This window comes from Serratia nevei, assembly GCF_024160145.1.
Taxonomy (GTDB): Bacteria; Pseudomonadota; Gammaproteobacteria; order Enterobacterales; family Enterobacteriaceae; genus Serratia; species Serratia nevei_A.
The window spans coordinates 14,660-30,688 of record NZ_JAMYWQ010000035.1; the positions used below are offsets into that span (position 1 = coordinate 14,660).

The window sequence follows — 16,029 nt, forward strand, 5'->3', positions numbered from 1 at the left end:
ACATGGCATGCTGTAGCCCTTTCAGGGAGGAACATGATGAGCAACCCGATTGTGGCGTGCTGGCCGGGCGCGCTGGCGCCGCGTGAAAAGCTGTTGATGCAGGGGGCGGCGGCGCTGTCCGACGCAGAACTGTTGGCCATTTTTTTGCGTACCGGGCTGCCCGGCGTGCACGTGATGCAGCTGGCGGAGCAGCTGCTGCGCCGGTTCGGCTCGCTTTATCACCTGATGTCGGCCGATCATCAGGCTTTTTGCAGCCAAAAAGGCCTGGGGGACGCCAGCTATACGCAGCTGCAGGCGATTGCCGAGCTGGCGCTGCGCTTCTTTTCCAGCCATTTGTCGCAGGAAAACGCCATGCTCAATCCGCGCGTTACCCAGCATTATCTGCAAAGCCTGCTGGCGCACCGCGAGCGAGAGGTCTTTTTGGTATTGTTTTTAGACAATCAGCACCGGGTTATTCGCCATCAGGAGATGTTTGCTGGTACCATCAGCAGCGTCGTCGTCTACCCGAGAGAAATTGTGCGTGAAGCGTTGAAGGCTAATGCAGCCGCGCTGATTCTCGCGCATAATCACCCTTCGGGTAAGGCTGAACCCAGTCATGCCGACCGTTTGATAACCGAGCAGGTGGTGAAAGCCTGCCAGTTATTGGAGATCCGAGTGCTTGATCATTTGGTGATCGGTCGGGGTGAATGCGTCTCTTTTGCCGAGCGCGGATGGCTTTAAGCGATTTTTTCGCGATCCTTGTGGGATCTTTAGCTGTTCGGGACTTGAGCACTTACGCTTCAGAGCGTATACTACGCCACCTTTGAGAATCTTGGGTTTGGCGCAAGAGCCTATCTCAGCAGGTTTCTGACCTGATGTGTGGTTTCTACCTGATGACGAGAGTCTCCTCAGTATGAAGTTTGCTGAGATGGGCTCTAAAAGCCTGACGAGGCAGCCATACCCTATACGAAGCTCGAGCTGATTTGATTTTTGGAGAATAGACATGTCCCGAGTCTGCCAAGTTACTGGCAAGCGCCCGGTGAGCGGTAACAACCGTTCCCACGCAATGAACGCGACCAAACGCCGTTTTCTGCCTAACCTGCACTCACACCGTTTTTGGGTTGAGGCTGAGAAGCGCTTTGTAACTCTGCGTGTATCTGCTAAAGGTATGCGTGTTATCGATAAGAAGGGTATTGAGACGGTTCTGGCCGATCTGCGTGCCCGTGGTGAGAAGTATTAAGGAACTGAATCATGGCTAAAGGTGTTCGCGAGAAGATCAAGCTGGTTTCTTCTGCTGGTACTGGTCACTTCTATACCACCACGAAGAACAAGCGTACTAAGCCGGAAAAATTGGAACTGAAGAAATTCGATCCAGTTGTCCGTCAGCACGTAGTATACAAAGAAGCTAAAATTAAATAATTTTAGTGGATTAATGAAAAACCCGGCCTTGGCCGGGTTTTTTGTTTTATAAGGGTAGAAAACGTCGAAGGGGAAGCCAGATGCCTGAATTACCGGAAGTTGAGACGAGCAGACGCGGTATAGAGCCTTATCTTGTCGGCCACAGCATTCAGTATGCGGTAGTGCGCAACGCGCGCCTGCGCTGGCCGGTTTCCGAGCAGATCCTGACGCTGAGCGATCGACCGGTGCTTAGCGTGCAGCGCCGGGCCAAATACCTGCTGATCGAGCTGGACCGCGGTTGGATTATCGTGCATCTGGGCATGTCGGGTAGCCTGCGCATGCTGCGCGAGGAAAACGAAGACGAAGCCGGCAAACACGATCACGTCGATTTGGTGATCAGCAACGGCATGATCCTGCGCTATACCGATCCGCGCCGTTTCGGCGCCTGGCTGTGGTGCGAAGACCTGGCGACCAGCAGCGTGTTGGCGCACCTGGGGCCGGAACCGCTGAGCGAAGCGTTCAACGGCGACTACCTGTATGAAAAATCACGCAATAAGCGCACGTTGATCAAACCGTGGCTGATGGATAACAAACTGGTGGTCGGGGTCGGCAATATTTACGCCAGCGAATCGCTGTTCAGCGCCGGGATCCTGCCCGATCGTCCGGCGGGATCGTTGAGCAAAGCCGAAGCGGCGCTGCTGGTGAAGACCATCAAGGCGGTGTTGCAGCGCTCCATCGAACAGGGCGGCACGACATTGCGCGACTTTTTGCAGTCGGACGGCAAACCGGGGTATTTCGCGCAGGAGCTGCAGGTTTACGGGCGGGCGGGAGAACCGTGCCGCGCGTGCGGCACGCCGATCGAATCCGCCAAGCACGGGCAGCGCAGCACCTTCTTTTGCCGTCGCTGCCAGCGCTGAGCATTACTCGGCGGCGAGCTTCGCCATCAGCGCCTGGGTGACCACATCAGGCAGGAAAGGCGCGATATCGCCGCCGTGACGGGCGACTTCCTTCACCAGTGAGGAGGAGATAAACGACCACTCCTCGGAAGGCATCAGGAATACGCTTTCCAGCGTCGGCATCAAATGGCGATTCATGTTCGCCAGCTGCAATTCGTACTCAAAGTCAGATACTGCACGCAGGCCGCGCACCAGGATATTGGCATTCTGGTGAGCGGCGAAGTGCGCCATCAGCTCGCTGAAGCCCAGCACTTGCACATTGTCCAGATGCGAGGTGACCTGCGTCGCCAGCGCCACGCGCTCATCCAGGTTGAACAGCGGTTTTTTGCTCGGGCTGGCGGCGATGGCCAGAATCACGTGATCGAACATCAGTGACGCGCGCGTCACTAAATCCAGGTGGCCGTTGGTCATGGGATCGAAGGTCCCGGGATAGATGGCTTTGCTGGTCATGATTCACTTCTCTGAGTAGTTGCGGCCCAATGCCCATAATGCGGCATATTTATTGAAAGTATATTGCGCGTTGACCACCGCTAACAGCAACCCCTGTTTGCCATCCAGGAAGCCGGCGCGCAGCAGCCAGGTTTTGACGAAGGCGCCGAGCGTGTGGGTCAGGATCGACAGATAGCCGCAGCGTTTGCCGGCCCGGTGGCGTTGCGTGGCCCACTCTTCGGCGTAGCGCAGCTGTTTGCGCTGGAAGGCGAAGAAGTCGCGACAGGTCAGGTGCAGCATATCGCCGCTGAGAGGGATCACGTTGGCGTTGCCGATGTTCAGCGATTCGTGCACCAGATCGTCGTTATAGCGATAGCGTTGGTTGGCGTACAGGCGGTTGACGCGGTCGGGATACCAGCCGCTGTGGCGCATGAAGCGGCCAAGAAACAGGTTACGCCGCGCACAGCTGTAGACGGCGCCGTCGTCCGGCGCGTTCAACACCCGTTCGATGGATTGCCGTAGTTCGGGCGTGACGCGTTCGTCGGCGTCGATCATCAAAACGTAGTCATGGCTGGCGTAGCTTTGCGCCAGCTGGCGCTGTTTGCCGAACCCTTGCCAGTCGGTGTGCGAGAAGACCCTGGCGCCCAGGCTTTCGGCGACGGCGACGCTGTCGTCCTCGCTGCCGGAGTCCAGCACGATGATTTCATCGGCCCACTCGACCGAACGCAGGCAGTCCGGCAACAGCCCGGCTTCGTTTTTGGCGATCATCACCACCGACAGGCTTTTGCGGCTGCTCATTCAGTGACTCCGGGGCGGCAGGTGCGGTTCCAGCAGCTGCAGCAGGCGCTGCAACGCTCCCTGATTCTGATACAACACTTCCACCGCATGGCGGCCGTAGTAACGCCGGTAGTCTTCGTCGGTCAGCAGGGTTTCCACTTCCTTCACCAGCGAATCCACGTCGGTCACGGTGATCAGGCCTTCGGCCTGCGAGAGCTTGGCGCAGATGTCTTTAAAGTTGAAGGTATGCGGGCCCATCAGCACCGGGATGGCGTGCGCGGCCGCTTCCAGCGGGTTGTGCCCGCCGCGTTCCACCAGGCTGCCGCCGACAAAGGCCAGATCGGCGATGCCGTACAGCAGCATCAGTTCGCCCATGGTATCGCCGATCACCACCTGGGTGCTGCCGGACGGGATTTCGCCGCTGCTGCGCAGGGTGTAGCTGAAGCCGGCCTTTTGCACCAGCTCTTTGGCTGTCGGGAAGCGTTCCGGGTGGCGCGGCACCAGGATCAGCAACAGGTCTGGGTGTTTTTCCAGCAGCTTGCGGTGTGCTTCCAGCAGGATGGTTTCTTCACCGTCATGAGTGCTGGTGGCGATCCACACCGGGCGGCGCGGCGCCCATTGGCGGCGCAGCGTAACGGCGCGGGCGGCCAGTTCCGGGGTAACGGAGATATCGAATTTCAGGCTGCCGGTTACGGCCAGCTGCGAGCGTTTCAGGCCCAGCTCGATAAACCGATCGCCGTCTTCCTGGTTCTGCGCGGCGATCAGCGTAATGCGGCGCAGCATATCGCGCATGAACCCGCCAATTTTCTTATAGCCGGCGGCGGAGCGGGCCGACAGGCGCGCATTGGCGATCACCAGGGGGGTTTGCCGCTGATGCAGCGCGTTGATCAGGTTCGGCCACAGCTCGGTTTCCATGATGATAACCAGCTTGGGATTCACCTGGTCGAGGAAACGGTTCATGGAGCCGGGCAGATCGTAGGGCAAATAGACATGATGCACGTCTTTGCCGAAAGCCGACTGAACGCGTTCGGAACCTGTTGGAGTCATTGTGGTCACAGTTATCGGCAAAGCGGGGTAACGGTGGCGCAGCGCCCGCACCAGCGGGATGGCCGCCAGCGTTTCGCCGACGGAGACGGAATGCAGCATGATGCCGCCTGGCACGACTTTTCCGGCGCAGAAGCCATAGCGTTCCGCCCAGCGTTTACGGTAGGCAGGCGCTTTGCGGCTGCGCAGCAGTAGGCGGAGCCAGATCAGGGGTTGGATGAGGTAGAGTAGTACCTGATATAAACGCAGCAACATTCTATCAATTTCATTTATATGGGTTATTCGGAATAGTACCATAACTGAAAGGGAAAGGCGCTAATTTGGTAACCTGGGGTGTCAGTTTCAGACAACCGGCGAGCGATTTCGCCGACAGGCTCGAAATGAAGAATATTTTAATTATTCGCCGCGATAACATTGGCGATCTCGTTTGCACCACGCCCTTGATTGAAGGGGTGAAAATTGCCTATCCTGACGCAAAAGTTTATCTGCTGATCAATAAAATCAGCCAGGATGTTGTTAAAAACAATCCTCATCTCGAGAAAGTCTTTGTCTATAAAAAGGCCAAGCATAAGGCAAAGAATGAAACGACGTTGGGCGTTTATTTCGAGCGTCTGATGATTTTCCTGAAGCTGCGAAGAATAAAGTTCGATGCGGTTATTCTTGCCAACCCGGTGCCCTGCAAATACAGCCTGCGTTTAGCGAAAATGGCCGGCGCCACCCATATCATCGGCGCCGATCTGGGCACGAAAGATATTCAGCACCCGTTCCGCAAGGACGATTTCCGTGGTCAACATCAGGTCGAACATACCTACAGCTATTTATCGGCGATTACCGATCAATCCATTCCGATCCCGCCGGTGCGCGTGTTCCTGACGCCGCAAGAGCGGCAATTGGCGGCGCAGCGGCTGCAAGAACGGCTGCCACCGGTCGAGCGGGTATGCGCCGTGCATATCAGCAGCCGCAGCCCGAAAAGGCGCTGGCCGGTTGAACGCTATGCCGAAATCATCAACCGTCTGGTTGCCGATCCCCACACCGGCGTGCTGATCTTCTGGTCGCCGCAGGGCACGCTGGCGCCGGATGATATCGGCGACCAGCAGCGTGCCGAACAGCTGTTGGCGCTGTGTCAAAACGAACGCGTCGCGCTCTATCCGACGGCGTCGGTACGTGAGCTGTTAGGCGGGTTCGATTTATGCGATCGGGTGCTGTGCAGCGACGGTGGGCAGATGCATCTTGCCGCTGCGCTGAATAAGCAGCTGGTGGTGTTCTTTGGCGATACAAATAAAGAACTATGGCATCCGTGGACGCCAGACTACCAGATTTTGCAATCTGAATCCGGTGATTGTGTCGATATTTCTGTTAAGGACGTTTGGGACCTTATCAAGTATAAAAACGTCTGATTTTATTTTCCCGCCACATCCTGGTGGCGGGGGTGAAATAGAATTTACTCCACCAGTGATAAATACTTATCGAGAATCTTCTCGTAATCGAATTTACTATACATCTCCGCTGTGATTTGGGGAGGTGCCTGCCATGCCAGGCGCATTTTTTCCGCCAGTGCCTGTTCGTTCATTTCCGCCAGATAAGGCAGCAATGGCCCCGTCATGATTTCTTTCACGCCACCCGGACAAGCGGTGCTGACGATTGGGGTATGGCAAATCAACGCTTCGATCAGCACGGTTGGCAAACCTTCGCTGTCGGAGCTGAGAGTGACCATTTTGGCGCCTTTGATCGCCGGTAGCGGGTTGGTGTGGAATCCCGCGAGCACGACTTTATCCTGCAGGTTAAGGGCCGAGATTTTTTCTTGAATGGCATGGGTGGCCGCAGCCTCTCCCTGGCCGATAAGCAGCAGCTTTGCGGGCAGATCGGCCAAGGCAAACGCCGCCAGCAGTCGATCGTGGCGTTTTACCTGATGGAAACGGCCGACGTGCAAAATGTAATCTTCGCCGGCGAAGGGATTCTCCTGCGCTGCGCGGTTTTCTATTTCTTTGATATTAAATGGATTGTAAATGGTAACGAGTTTTTTGGGGCGAATACCGGTCTGCTCGATCAGGTCGGTGCCGATGGCTTCGGAAACGGTGATGACCTGGCGATTTTTATAGACCTTCTGCACTTTTTTTTGCTTTAACCAGCGGCTAAACCCCGTTTTGTTGCCCAGATAAGTGCGGGAAAACATGCCGTGGACGCAGTACCAGACATTGCAATCTTTCAGCACGCGAGAACGAACGACAATACGGTCGGTTTTGTGCAGATGGGAAATCACCAGTGCGGGTTTGCCAAACCTGGTGAATAAGTCGGGCAACAAACGGTCCATTGAGGCGGCACGGCGCGACAGCTCATGGGTTTTGCGAAACGCTCCTCTGTTGGTGTCGTGATCGACGACATAGTTCACGCCTGCCGGGATCTCATAGTCGAGGCGAGAGTTCAGTGATAGCAAAGTGACCGCACAGCCTCGTTGTTGCAAACCCTTGGCCAGCGTCAGAGTCACGTTTTCCGCACCGCCGCCCGGCAGGCCGTCGATAATCAGCAGGATATGTTTTTTCATGGTTTCAACAACCTTTGATAGAGGCTGATCAATTGCTGAGATAAGCGTTGGGCATCATGCGGCAAGATGGTGGCGCGTGCCGCTGCACCCATCTGCGATCCCGGCGCCTGGCGCGGCAGTGCCCGAATGGCCTCCGTGATGGCCGGTACGTCGAGCGCGTCGGTCACGAAGCCGTTTTGGCCCGGGGTGATAAACTCGGCGCCGCCGCAGGTGGTGCTGGTGATCACCGGCAGGCCGCACGACATCGCTTCCAGAATCACATTGGGGAACGGATCGTACAGCGTTGGCAGCAGCAGCGCGTCCGCAGCCTGATAGAACGGCAAGGTTTGCTTCTGCACGCCCATAAAGTGAATGCGATCGCCGCAGCCCAGCGACTGGGCCAACGCCCGATAGCGTTTTTCGGCCTTGTCTTTGCCGACCACCAGGAGGTGGCTGTCGGTCGCCGCGACGGCGCGGATGGCGGCGGCCAGCCCTTTGCGCTCGAAACCGGAGCCGACGAAGATCAGGCAGTGCGCCCGTTGCGGGATCGGGTACTGCTCGCGCAGACGGCGGCGCTGCGCCTCGTCGGCGGGCGGGAATTTTTGGTTGTCGATGGCGTTATAGATCACCGTGATTTTTTCGGCGGGCACGCCAAAGTCGGCGATGATTTCCTGTTTGATCATTTCGGCGTTGCAGATGACGGCTTTCAGCTCCGGCGCGGCGTACATGGCGCGTTCGGCGCACATCACATAGCGGTGATAGCGATTGGAGAACAGCCACTTGCGGCGCCATTCCGGCAGCAGACGCGCGCGCTGCAGCAGCCAACGGCGGTGTACGCCGTCGCCGGCGCGGTAAATGTCGCAGCCGGGAATGCGCTCGTGGCTTTGCACCAGATCGAAGCGCTCTTTCTGCCACAGCGCCCTGGCCGCCACGGCGAAGCCCCGCTCGCGGCTGATGCGGCCGAGTTTTAACGGGTTGCACAGGTGGATATGCCAGTTGGGATTGGCGTCACCCTGCCATTCGCGGGTGATGACGTTCAGATCGAGATCCTGTTGCTCCAGCGCCTCCAGAGCGCGGGAGACGAAACGTTCGGCTCCCCCATCCGGGCGGTATTTTTGGCGAACGATCGCCAAACGGAATGCTTTCATGCCAGCGTGCTCCGCGCGGCTGCAATCACCGCGTCTGTAGGAATAAGGTCAAGATACCGTTCGTCGGTGCCGGTATCGATGGCGTCCGGATCGGGCAGTTCGCCGAAGTCACCGGCCCAGATCACGGCACCGGTTGCCTGCCAAGGCCGCCAGAAGGTCAGCTTGGAAGGGCCGAACAGCGCTACGCACGGCGTTCGCAGCGCGGCGGCCATGTGCATCGGCACCGAATCCACGCCGATAAACAGTTTGGCGTGGTCGATCAGGGCGGCCAGTTGGCGCAGCGTCAGCTGGCCGGCCAACGAGATTACGCCCTGCGGTGGGCAAAGTGCCAAAATGCGTTCTACCATGGCCTGTTCTCTGGCGTCGGGGCCGGAGGTGATCACCAACTGGTGGCCGTCGGCCTGCAAGGCGGTGAGGGTGGCGGCCATTTTCTCTTCGCTCCAGCATTTGAAGAACCAGCGCGATGTGGGCTGCACCACAATATAACTGCCGGAGACGCCCTGTTGCTGCAACCGCTGCTCACAGGCCCGCCAATCTTGCGGATCGTAACTCATGGTCACCTGCTCATTGAGCGTGGGCAGGTTCAGCGGCGCCAGCAGCGACAGATTCTGTTCGACGGTATGCAGGTGGGCGTGATTGTCTACCGGCACCAGCTGCGTGTGGCAGTGGCGCCACAGGACGCCGCGGCGCTTGGGAAAATCGAAGCCCAAACGGATGCGCGCGCCGGTCAGGCGCGTGAGGATGGCGCTGCGCCACTGATCGGCCAGATTGACCACCAGATCGTAGCGCTGCGCCTGCAGGCGGCGCAACAGCGCCAGCTCGTGCCTCAGATGAGCGCGAGTGCCCTGTTTTTTCCATTGGCGGTCGATGGCGAACAGGTTCGACAGCTCTGAATTGCTGGCCAGCATCTCCTGCGTTTCCTGATACAGCAGCACATCGATCTGCGCCTGCGGGTAGTTTTGCCGCAGGCTGCTGATGACCGGTGTAACCAGCAGCATATCGCCGTGATGGCGTAGTTTTATGATCAGGATACGCTGTACGGATGGGGCGGAAGTAAGGGCTGGCGCGTCGTTCATCATGAGTCGCTTTCTGGGAAACCAATGTTTGATTCTAAATGACCCGATCGCATGTGGCTACTGTTGCACGGTTTTCTTGCCGGGCGGCAAAAAAATCGTCGTGCCGGGGACGAATGCGCTTCAACGTTGTCCAAATCAGGCTGCAAAGTCGTTTGCCCTGGCGAAACGGCCTGCGTAACATAGTGTATTCTGTTGATATCAGGCTCGATATTCATGACTAAACCGGCGTTTCTCATCACCATTGATACCGAAGGCGATAATCTGTGGCAAAACCACGATCGCATCGCGACCGAAAACACGCGTTTCTTGCCGCGCTTTCAGGCGTTGTGCGAAAAATACGCCTTCAAACCGGTTTATCTCACCAACTATGAAATGGCGATGGATCCGGCTTACGTCGAGTTCGCGCGCGACGTGATCGCCCGCGGCGCCGGTGAGGTGGGCATGCATCTGCACGCCTGGAACAGCCCGCCGCTGACGCCGCTGACCGATGACGACTGGCGCCACAAACCCTATCTTATCGAGTATCCCGCCGATCAGATCCGCGCCAAGGTCGATCACATGACCAAGCTGCTGGAAGATGCCTTCCAGACCAAAATGCTCAGCCATCGCGCGGGCCGTTGGGCATTCAACGAATACTACGCCTCGCTGCTGCTGGAATACGGCTATCAGGTGGACTGCTCGGTGACGCCGCGGGTCAACTGGCAGTTTTCGCCGGGCAATCCGCAGGGCAACGGCGGCACCGATTACAGCCGGTTCCCGTCGCAGGCCTATTTCATCGATCCGCAGAACATCGCCAAACCGGGCGCGTCGTCGCTGCTGGAAGTGCCGATGAGCATTCAGTACAAGCATTCGGCGCTGATGAATACATTCAAGCAGGGCTATGATCGGCTGCGCGGCAAACGGCGTTCGCCGTCGGTCCATTGGCTGCGCCCGAGCGGCGACAATCTGGCACAAATGAAAAAAGTGGCGCAAATGTCCTTGGCTCAAGGGCACGACTACGTTGAGTTTATGCTGCATTCTTCAGAGTTTATGCCTGGCGGCAGCCCGACGTTTAAAACGGAACAGGACATAGAAAGACTCTATGTCGAACTGGAACAACTGTTTGATTGGCTGCAGGGAATAACGATAGGAAAAACCCTGGCGGAATATTATTTGGACAAAGTCAGTACACGATGAGAGAAAAGAAAAAACTTAAGATTAGGCTGTGCGATTTCTTTCTCAGCCTGTTTTTCCGCCAGGCAAAAAGCACGCCGGAGAAGAAAAATGCCCTGGCCTCGATGACGTTCGACAACATCCTGGTCTATTCCACTACGGCGTTGGGCGACTATATGTTCAATTCGCCGGCGCTGCGCGCGATTCGCCTGCGCTATCCGCAGGCGCGCATTACGCTGGTCGCGCACCCCAAATATCAAAACTTGCTGACACAGCGCGACTTCTACGATGACGTGTTGTTCTGGACCAACAAAGTCAGCGATATGCCGGCGTTGGTAAAGCAGGCGAAACGCTATAAGCCGCAACTGGCCATTTTATTGCATTCTCATCTGCCTTATGACATCACCAGTGCAGCCATGGCCGGCTGCCAATATATTGTGCGCGACAATTACGCCAAGCCGGTGGGTAAAATGGCCCGTTGGTTGACCTATGGGTTGGATGATTACGACGAACACGTCATTGCGCGCAAAATGAAGCTGGTGGCGGCATTAGGGTGTGCGACCGACAATGTCGATATGGCGTTGCCATGCCGTTACGAAGTGCAGCCTAAGCAGGAAGGAACGGTGCGTGTGGGTTTCCAGCTTGGCGCTTCGACGCTGATACGTTGTTGGCCGCCGGAATATTACGCTGCTCTTGCACAGCGTTTATTGGCTGCGAACGAACGCATTGAAATCGTGTTGATTGGCTCGCCGCAGGAAACGCCTTTGGCTGAGGCGTTGATGAAACATATTGATGCGGCGTTGGCCGACAAAATCGTCAGTTTCGTGGGGAAAACCACGTTGCCACAGTTATTGGGGGTGATCGCCTCAATGGATCTGCTGGTGACGGGCGATACCGGCCCTTTCCATCTGGCTATCTCGCTGCATGTGCCGACCCTGAGCTTGTTCGTGACAGAAGATCCGCGCCGCAGCGGTCCCTATCAGGACCGCGAGCTGCATCAGAATATTTATCTGCCGTTGAGCGATCCGCGCGTCACCGACAAAGAAGCCCCTCTGCGAGCGATCGCTGTCGATGATGTTTACCTGCGCGTTATGGCGATGCTTGCGGCATAAGGGTAAAAAAGAGCGTGCATGCACGCTCTTTGCTCTCTGGGCGTTTTCAGTCATCGTATCCGCGTGGGTTACTCTGTTGCCAACGCCAGGCGTCCTGCATCATATCTTCCAATCCGCGACGAGCCTTCCAGCCCAGTTTTTCTGCGGCTAACGAAGCGTCCGACCAGCATTCGGCAATGTCGCCAGGGCGGCGTGGCGCAATGTGGTAGGCGATTTTACGGCCGCAGGCCCGTTCAAAGGCGTGCAGCATTTGCAGCACGGAGTAACCGACGCCGGTGCCCAGGTTGTAAACCGCCACGCCCTGAGAATCGCGGATGTGTTCTAGCGCCTGCAGGTGGCCTTCCGCCAGATCCATCACGTGAATATAGTCGCGCACGCCGGTGCCGTCCGGCGTAGGGTAGTCATCGCCGAAGACCGCCAATGCATCCAGCTTGCCGATTGCCACCTGAGCCATATAAGGCATCAGATTGTTGGGGATGCCGTTGGGATCTTCGCCGATCCGGCCTGAAGGATGCGCGCCGACGGGATTGAAGTAACGCAGGATGGTGATCGCGAAATCCGGTTCCGCTTTCGCGAAATCCTGCAGGATCTGCTCCACCATCAGTTTGGACGTGCCGTAAGGGTTGGTGGTGCCGCCGATGCGCGACGTTTCATGCAGAGGAACCTGCTCCGGCGTGCCGTAGACCGTGGCGGAAGAGCTGAAAATAAACTGGCGCACGCCGGCCTGGCGCATTTCATCCAGCAAGGTCAACGTGCCGCCGAGGTTATTCTGATAGTACTCCAACGGTTTGGCGGTGGATTCCCCGACCGATTTCAAGCCGGCGAAATGGATGACGGAAGAGATGTCATGTTCGGCGAAGATGCGCTTTAACGCCGCTCGGTCCTGAACATCGTCAGGGTAGAAAATGGCCGCTTTGCCCGCGAGCTCCGCTACGCGCTGCAGCGAAGTTGCAGAGGCATTCGCGAGGTTGTCCAGCACCACGACGTCTTCATTTCGCTCCAGCAGCGCCAGCACGGTATGTGAACCGATATACCCGGCGCCGCCAGTCACTAAAATAGCCATTGAGCCTCCTTCACGTTGATTATTTTTCGTTTGGGCCTGCGTTGGCGGCTGCTGAAGGCGACAGGCACAGGTAAATGGCCAGCAGCAACGTCAAGTTGGTCACATAACGGTGATCGATGAATAAGGTATCCACCATGCCAATCACGACCGTCGGCAGCAGCACCAGCAGCAAGACAGGTCTCGCCGTGGCGCCAAGGCGGCTGGCGTAAAACGTCAGCAGGTAAAACAGGACGACCGCCGTCAGGCCGATAAGGCCTTGCAGAGAGCCCGCATCGATCACATCGTTATGCAGGTGGAACACCAAGTTGCGCAATGCTTCGGGGTTACCGCCCTCGTGCCGGTTGATGTAATCGGTCGTTGAGGCCAATCGAGTGGCCGTGCCTTGGCCGTTAGGATGGTGCAGGATCGCGTCGACGCCCGCTTTCCACATGCTGATGCGCGAACCCAGTGACGAGTTGCCGTCGCCTTTTTGATAGTTGCCCAGCTCGGTCGCGGTGCCAACCAGCCGTTCAGTGGCTTTGCTGAAGAAATGGCTGGTGATGGCGGCGGCGAGCAGCGTAATGACGCAGGCGATCGCCATCGTGCGGAGTGAAATATGGTGCCTGCGGCCAAACATCATCAACAGAATGATTGGGTAAAGCAGCAGCGAAGAGCGCGTTTCCGTCAGTAAAATCAGCCCGAGCGTGATCAGAATGACCGCCGCGATGGCCAATGATTTGCGGCGCAGGTTCAACGATGCAATGACATATATCGTCAGCAGTGACTGCAAAACGTAAATGTAGGCGGTCATGGTGGAAACCGTCTTGATTTGCAAACGTACGTCCGGGGTTTTCAGGTAGTAATACAGCCCCATGTATGAGGTATAAAAGAAGCCGACGACGATCAGCACCTTAACCGCAAGCAGCGTTTTTCGGCCCCAGCTGTCGCGCAACGTGCCCAGTGCCAGTATCAGAGCCGCGCCCACGATCAGCCGCAGTGATGTGGTGAGGTAGTCCTCATCGGCCTCCATCATACTGACGGCCGGAAAACGCCAATGCCAGATGAGTTGGCTCAGCCCGACGAGAAACACGCCAAGCGCAACCATTGCCGCTTCACGCGGAATGTTGCGCGGGCGGCGTATCAGCAGGGTAATGACGGCAATGAAAGCGGACAGATAAAACGCGTTGCGGTTAAGCGTGGTGTCCGTCAGGGTCGTTGAAACCGCGATGGCGGCTAAAACGAATGCAAGCGTCATGGCATTGATGGTTTTTATTTGGCGAAGCATGCGAAACCTCGCTCCAGTGCCTGGACGAATTTAGCGTAATCAAAGCGATCGCGGGCGTGTTGCAGCGCGTTGTTGCTCATGGTCAGGTATTGTTTTTGCGTCAACACGGCGGCAATTTGGCGCGCACACGCCTCCGGCGATAGCACCAGCGGATCCATCATGCGTTGGGTCACGGCATTGAACACCTGATGCGGGAAGTCGATAGCGATGCCGGTCAGCGACTGATACTGCGCGAAAGTCAGCGTGGGGGCGATGCCGATGCCGCACTTACCGTCGGGGATCACTTCCGGTTGACCATCGATCAGCGGGAATATCACCGGGACGCCGTGGAATAACGCCTCCATGCAAGACAAGCCAAAAGGCTCGGTGACCGGCGAGCTGATATAGAAATCGATTTTTGCGAAGAATTCCGTCAGGTCCTGGCGGAAACCGAGGAAGCGCACCTGCTGTTGCAGGCCTAACTTTTCTACCAGCGCCCGCAGAACATCCTCATCGGGCCCTTTGCCGGCGATGTGGAGTTCTGCGTCGATGTTCATTTTCAGCAACGCCTGCAGCGTCAGGATAGATACGCCGATGCCTTTGAGAGAAACCAGGCGGGAGGCGGTGCCCAAGCATATCCGTGGGCCGGGCTCTTGCGTTTTGGGCGTTACGGCGGTTGGCGGTGGCACGCAGTTGCTGACAATCTCGATCGGACAGGTGAGCTTGAAGCGTTCTTCCATCACGCGTTTCGAGGCGTGGCTGACGGCGATGCAGCCGTCCACTTTTTCAAAGAAGCCGAGTGTCTTGCGAGTTAACGGATAACGCCATGAGCAGCCATGATCGTAATAAAGGGTTTGGCTGCCGCGGATTTTACGCGCCAGATTGGGGACGAAATCCCAGAAGATCACCAGGTCGGCTTGCTGCCGTTCGATTTTTCGCAACAGCGCCGTTTTACGCATAAAAACAGGGTATTTCAGCGAGCTGCCGCTGACGATCCTGTTGGCGAACGTGAGTGGCGTATCGCCCAGTTCACGCGCGATCTCTGCGCCGATCTTGTTGCTGATGCACAGGATGCTGTCGCTGCCTGAGGTGGTGTTGGCCAGGAATTGCAGAAATATCTTCTCTGCCCCGCCCATTTTTTCCAGATTGATGACGTGCAGCCGTTTCATAGCGTTTGCTCCTGCAGCAAAACGAATACCTCGCGGGCCGAGAGGGAAGCCATATGGCGATCGCTGGCAACGAGCGACCGCTGATTCTGCCCGTAGCCGCCGATCAGGCCGGGATCGGTCGGCCCGAACAGCGTGATGTTCGGTTTGTCTAGCGCGGCGGTCAAATGGCTGAGCCCGGTGTCGACCGAGACCACGCCTTTGGCGCCGGCCAGCACGTCAGCCACCTGCTGCAGGCTGAGTTTCGGCAACACCTCGACATGTGAAAAGCCTTCCGCCAGGCGCAACGCGCGCTGATGCTCATGCTCCGCGCCCCACGGCAGTTTGATCTTCAGCCCGCTGTCGGCCGTCAGCGCGATCAGCTCGCGCCAGTTTTGCTCCGGCCAGTGCTTGTCGTCACGGGTCGTCGCGTGCAAAAACACCAGATATTGACCGGCGTCGGCCGGCGGCTGGCTGAGAAAGCGCGCGGCGATGGCGTAATCGCCATAGCTGCCCGGTTTATCGTAGCCGAGGCTTTTGGCGAACAGCTCGCGCGTGCGTTCCACCGCGTGCTGCTGTTTGTCTATTTCATGGCGCACGTTGTAGAACCAACTGGCGAACGGCTCGCGCGCGCTTTTGCAGTCCGGGCCATGCTTGCTGCCTTTGGCGATGCGCGTGATCAGCGCGGCGCTTTTGATCAGGCCCTGCGCGTCGATCACCACGTCGTAACGGCGTTCTTGCAGCGCGCGCTTAAAGTCGCAGCGCTGTTGCCGGGTGTCGTTGCCGAACCAGTTTTTGCGCCAGCGGCGGATAGCTACCGGGATCACGCGATCGACCGCCGGGTGCCAGGTGGGGATTTGGCTGAAGCCTTCTTCCACCACCCAGTCGAAGCGGATATCGGGAATGGCCTGCTGCGCGTCGGTCAGGGCGGGCAACGTATGCAGCACGTCCCCCATTGAGGACGTTTTTACAATTAACACCTGCAT

At 57.5% G+C, this 16,029-nt stretch carries 17 protein-coding genes; 7 read left to right on the forward strand and 10 right to left on the reverse strand.

Features of this window, described 5'->3' with window-relative positions:
- The first annotated feature begins 36 nt into the window (after positions 1-36).
- From radC to mutM, 4 genes are all read left to right on the forward strand, one after another.
- Positions 37-720: a RadC family protein gene (gene radC, locus M6G53_RS19910; RefSeq protein WP_025304698.1), complete on the forward strand. Its 684-nt coding sequence runs from the start codon at positions 37-39 to the stop codon at positions 718-720.
- Between the two features lie 262 nt (positions 721-982).
- Positions 983-1,219 (forward strand): 50S ribosomal protein L28, encoded by a 237-nt coding sequence (rpmB, locus tag M6G53_RS19915; protein ID WP_004931195.1) that lies wholly within the window; start codon positions 983-985, stop codon positions 1,217-1,219.
- Positions 1,220-1,230: 11 nt separating this feature from the next.
- On the forward strand, positions 1,231-1,398 hold the full coding sequence (gene rpmG / locus M6G53_RS19920; RefSeq protein WP_002442576.1) for a 50S ribosomal protein L33: 168 nt from the start codon (positions 1,231-1,233) through the stop codon (positions 1,396-1,398).
- Positions 1,399-1,478: 80 nt separating this feature from the next.
- Positions 1,479-2,294: a bifunctional DNA-formamidopyrimidine glycosylase/DNA-(apurinic or apyrimidinic site) lyase gene (gene mutM, locus M6G53_RS19925; protein WP_253334006.1), complete on the forward strand. Its 816-nt coding sequence runs from the start codon at positions 1,479-1,481 to the stop codon at positions 2,292-2,294.
- Between the two features lie 3 nt (positions 2,295-2,297).
- Here the strand turns inward: mutM and coaD are convergent, their stop codons facing one another.
- The 3 genes from coaD to waaA are packed head-to-tail and all read right to left on the reverse strand — an operon-like array spanning position 2,298 to position 4,838.
- Positions 2,298-2,783 carry a pantetheine-phosphate adenylyltransferase gene (coaD, locus tag M6G53_RS19930; protein WP_253334008.1) on the reverse strand — a complete coding sequence of 162 codons (486 nt, stop codon included), beginning with the start codon at positions 2,781-2,783 and terminating at the stop codon, positions 2,298-2,300.
- Between the two features lie 3 nt (positions 2,784-2,786).
- Positions 2,787-3,560, reverse strand: a complete 774-nt coding sequence (locus M6G53_RS19935; protein ID WP_253334010.1) for a glycosyltransferase family 2 protein — start codon at positions 3,558-3,560, stop codon at positions 2,787-2,789.
- A complete protein-coding gene (gene waaA, locus M6G53_RS19940) occupies positions 3,561-4,838 on the reverse strand; it encodes a lipid IV(A) 3-deoxy-D-manno-octulosonic acid transferase (RefSeq protein ID WP_253334012.1) in 1,278 nt (425 codons plus the stop codon). It lies immediately after the preceding gene.
- Positions 4,839-4,963: 125 nt separating this feature from the next.
- Here waaA and M6G53_RS19945 point away from each other — a divergent pair, with 125 nt between their 5' ends.
- Complete coding sequence (locus M6G53_RS19945) at positions 4,964-5,980, forward strand: glycosyltransferase family 9 protein (RefSeq protein ID WP_253334014.1); 1,017 nt, start codon at positions 4,964-4,966, stop codon at positions 5,978-5,980.
- A 44-nt stretch (positions 5,981-6,024) separates the two neighbouring features.
- On the opposite strand, the gene M6G53_RS19950 is transcribed toward M6G53_RS19945, so the two are convergent.
- The 3 genes from M6G53_RS19950 to rfaQ are packed head-to-tail and all read right to left on the reverse strand — an operon-like array spanning position 6,025 to position 9,331.
- Positions 6,025-7,125: a glycosyltransferase gene (locus M6G53_RS19950; protein WP_253334016.1), complete on the reverse strand. Its 1,101-nt coding sequence runs from the start codon at positions 7,123-7,125 to the stop codon at positions 6,025-6,027.
- Positions 7,122-8,252, reverse strand: coding sequence for a glycosyltransferase family 4 protein (locus M6G53_RS19955; protein WP_253334018.1), 1,131 nt, complete (start codon positions 8,250-8,252; stop codon positions 7,122-7,124). Before M6G53_RS19955 ends, M6G53_RS19950 begins: the two co-directional genes overlap by 4 nt.
- Positions 8,249-9,331: a putative lipopolysaccharide heptosyltransferase III gene (gene rfaQ, locus M6G53_RS19960; RefSeq protein WP_253334020.1), complete on the reverse strand. Its 1,083-nt coding sequence runs from the start codon at positions 9,329-9,331 to the stop codon at positions 8,249-8,251. Before rfaQ ends, M6G53_RS19955 begins: the two co-directional genes overlap by 4 nt.
- A gap of 210 nt (positions 9,332-9,541) precedes the next feature.
- Here rfaQ and M6G53_RS19965 point away from each other — a divergent pair, with 210 nt between their 5' ends.
- Positions 9,542-10,504 carry a polysaccharide deacetylase family protein gene (locus M6G53_RS19965; protein WP_253334022.1) on the forward strand — a complete coding sequence of 321 codons (963 nt, stop codon included), beginning with the start codon at positions 9,542-9,544 and terminating at the stop codon, positions 10,502-10,504.
- Positions 10,435-11,592 (forward strand): glycosyltransferase family 9 protein, encoded by a 1,158-nt coding sequence (locus M6G53_RS19970; protein WP_253334024.1) that lies wholly within the window; start codon positions 10,435-10,437, stop codon positions 11,590-11,592. The genes M6G53_RS19965 and M6G53_RS19970 overlap by 70 nt, the downstream gene beginning before the upstream one ends.
- Positions 11,593-11,638: 46 nt before the next feature.
- On the opposite strand, the gene galE is transcribed toward M6G53_RS19970, so the two are convergent.
- The 4 genes from galE to rfaC are packed head-to-tail and all read right to left on the reverse strand — an operon-like array spanning position 11,639 to position 16,029.
- Positions 11,639-12,655 (reverse strand): UDP-glucose 4-epimerase GalE, encoded by a 1,017-nt coding sequence (gene galE, locus M6G53_RS19975; protein ID WP_253334026.1) that lies wholly within the window; start codon positions 12,653-12,655, stop codon positions 11,639-11,641.
- Positions 12,656-12,674: 19 nt separating this feature from the next.
- Positions 12,675-13,919 carry an O-antigen ligase family protein gene (locus M6G53_RS19980; RefSeq protein WP_253334028.1) on the reverse strand — a complete coding sequence of 415 codons (1,245 nt, stop codon included), beginning with the start codon at positions 13,917-13,919 and terminating at the stop codon, positions 12,675-12,677.
- Positions 13,904-15,067 carry a glycosyltransferase gene (locus M6G53_RS19985; RefSeq protein ID WP_253334030.1) on the reverse strand — a complete coding sequence of 388 codons (1,164 nt, stop codon included), beginning with the start codon at positions 15,065-15,067 and terminating at the stop codon, positions 13,904-13,906. Before M6G53_RS19985 ends, M6G53_RS19980 begins: the two co-directional genes overlap by 16 nt.
- Positions 15,064-16,029, reverse strand: coding sequence for a lipopolysaccharide heptosyltransferase RfaC (rfaC, locus tag M6G53_RS19990; protein ID WP_253334032.1), 966 nt, complete (start codon positions 16,027-16,029; stop codon positions 15,064-15,066). Before rfaC ends, M6G53_RS19985 begins: the two co-directional genes overlap by 4 nt.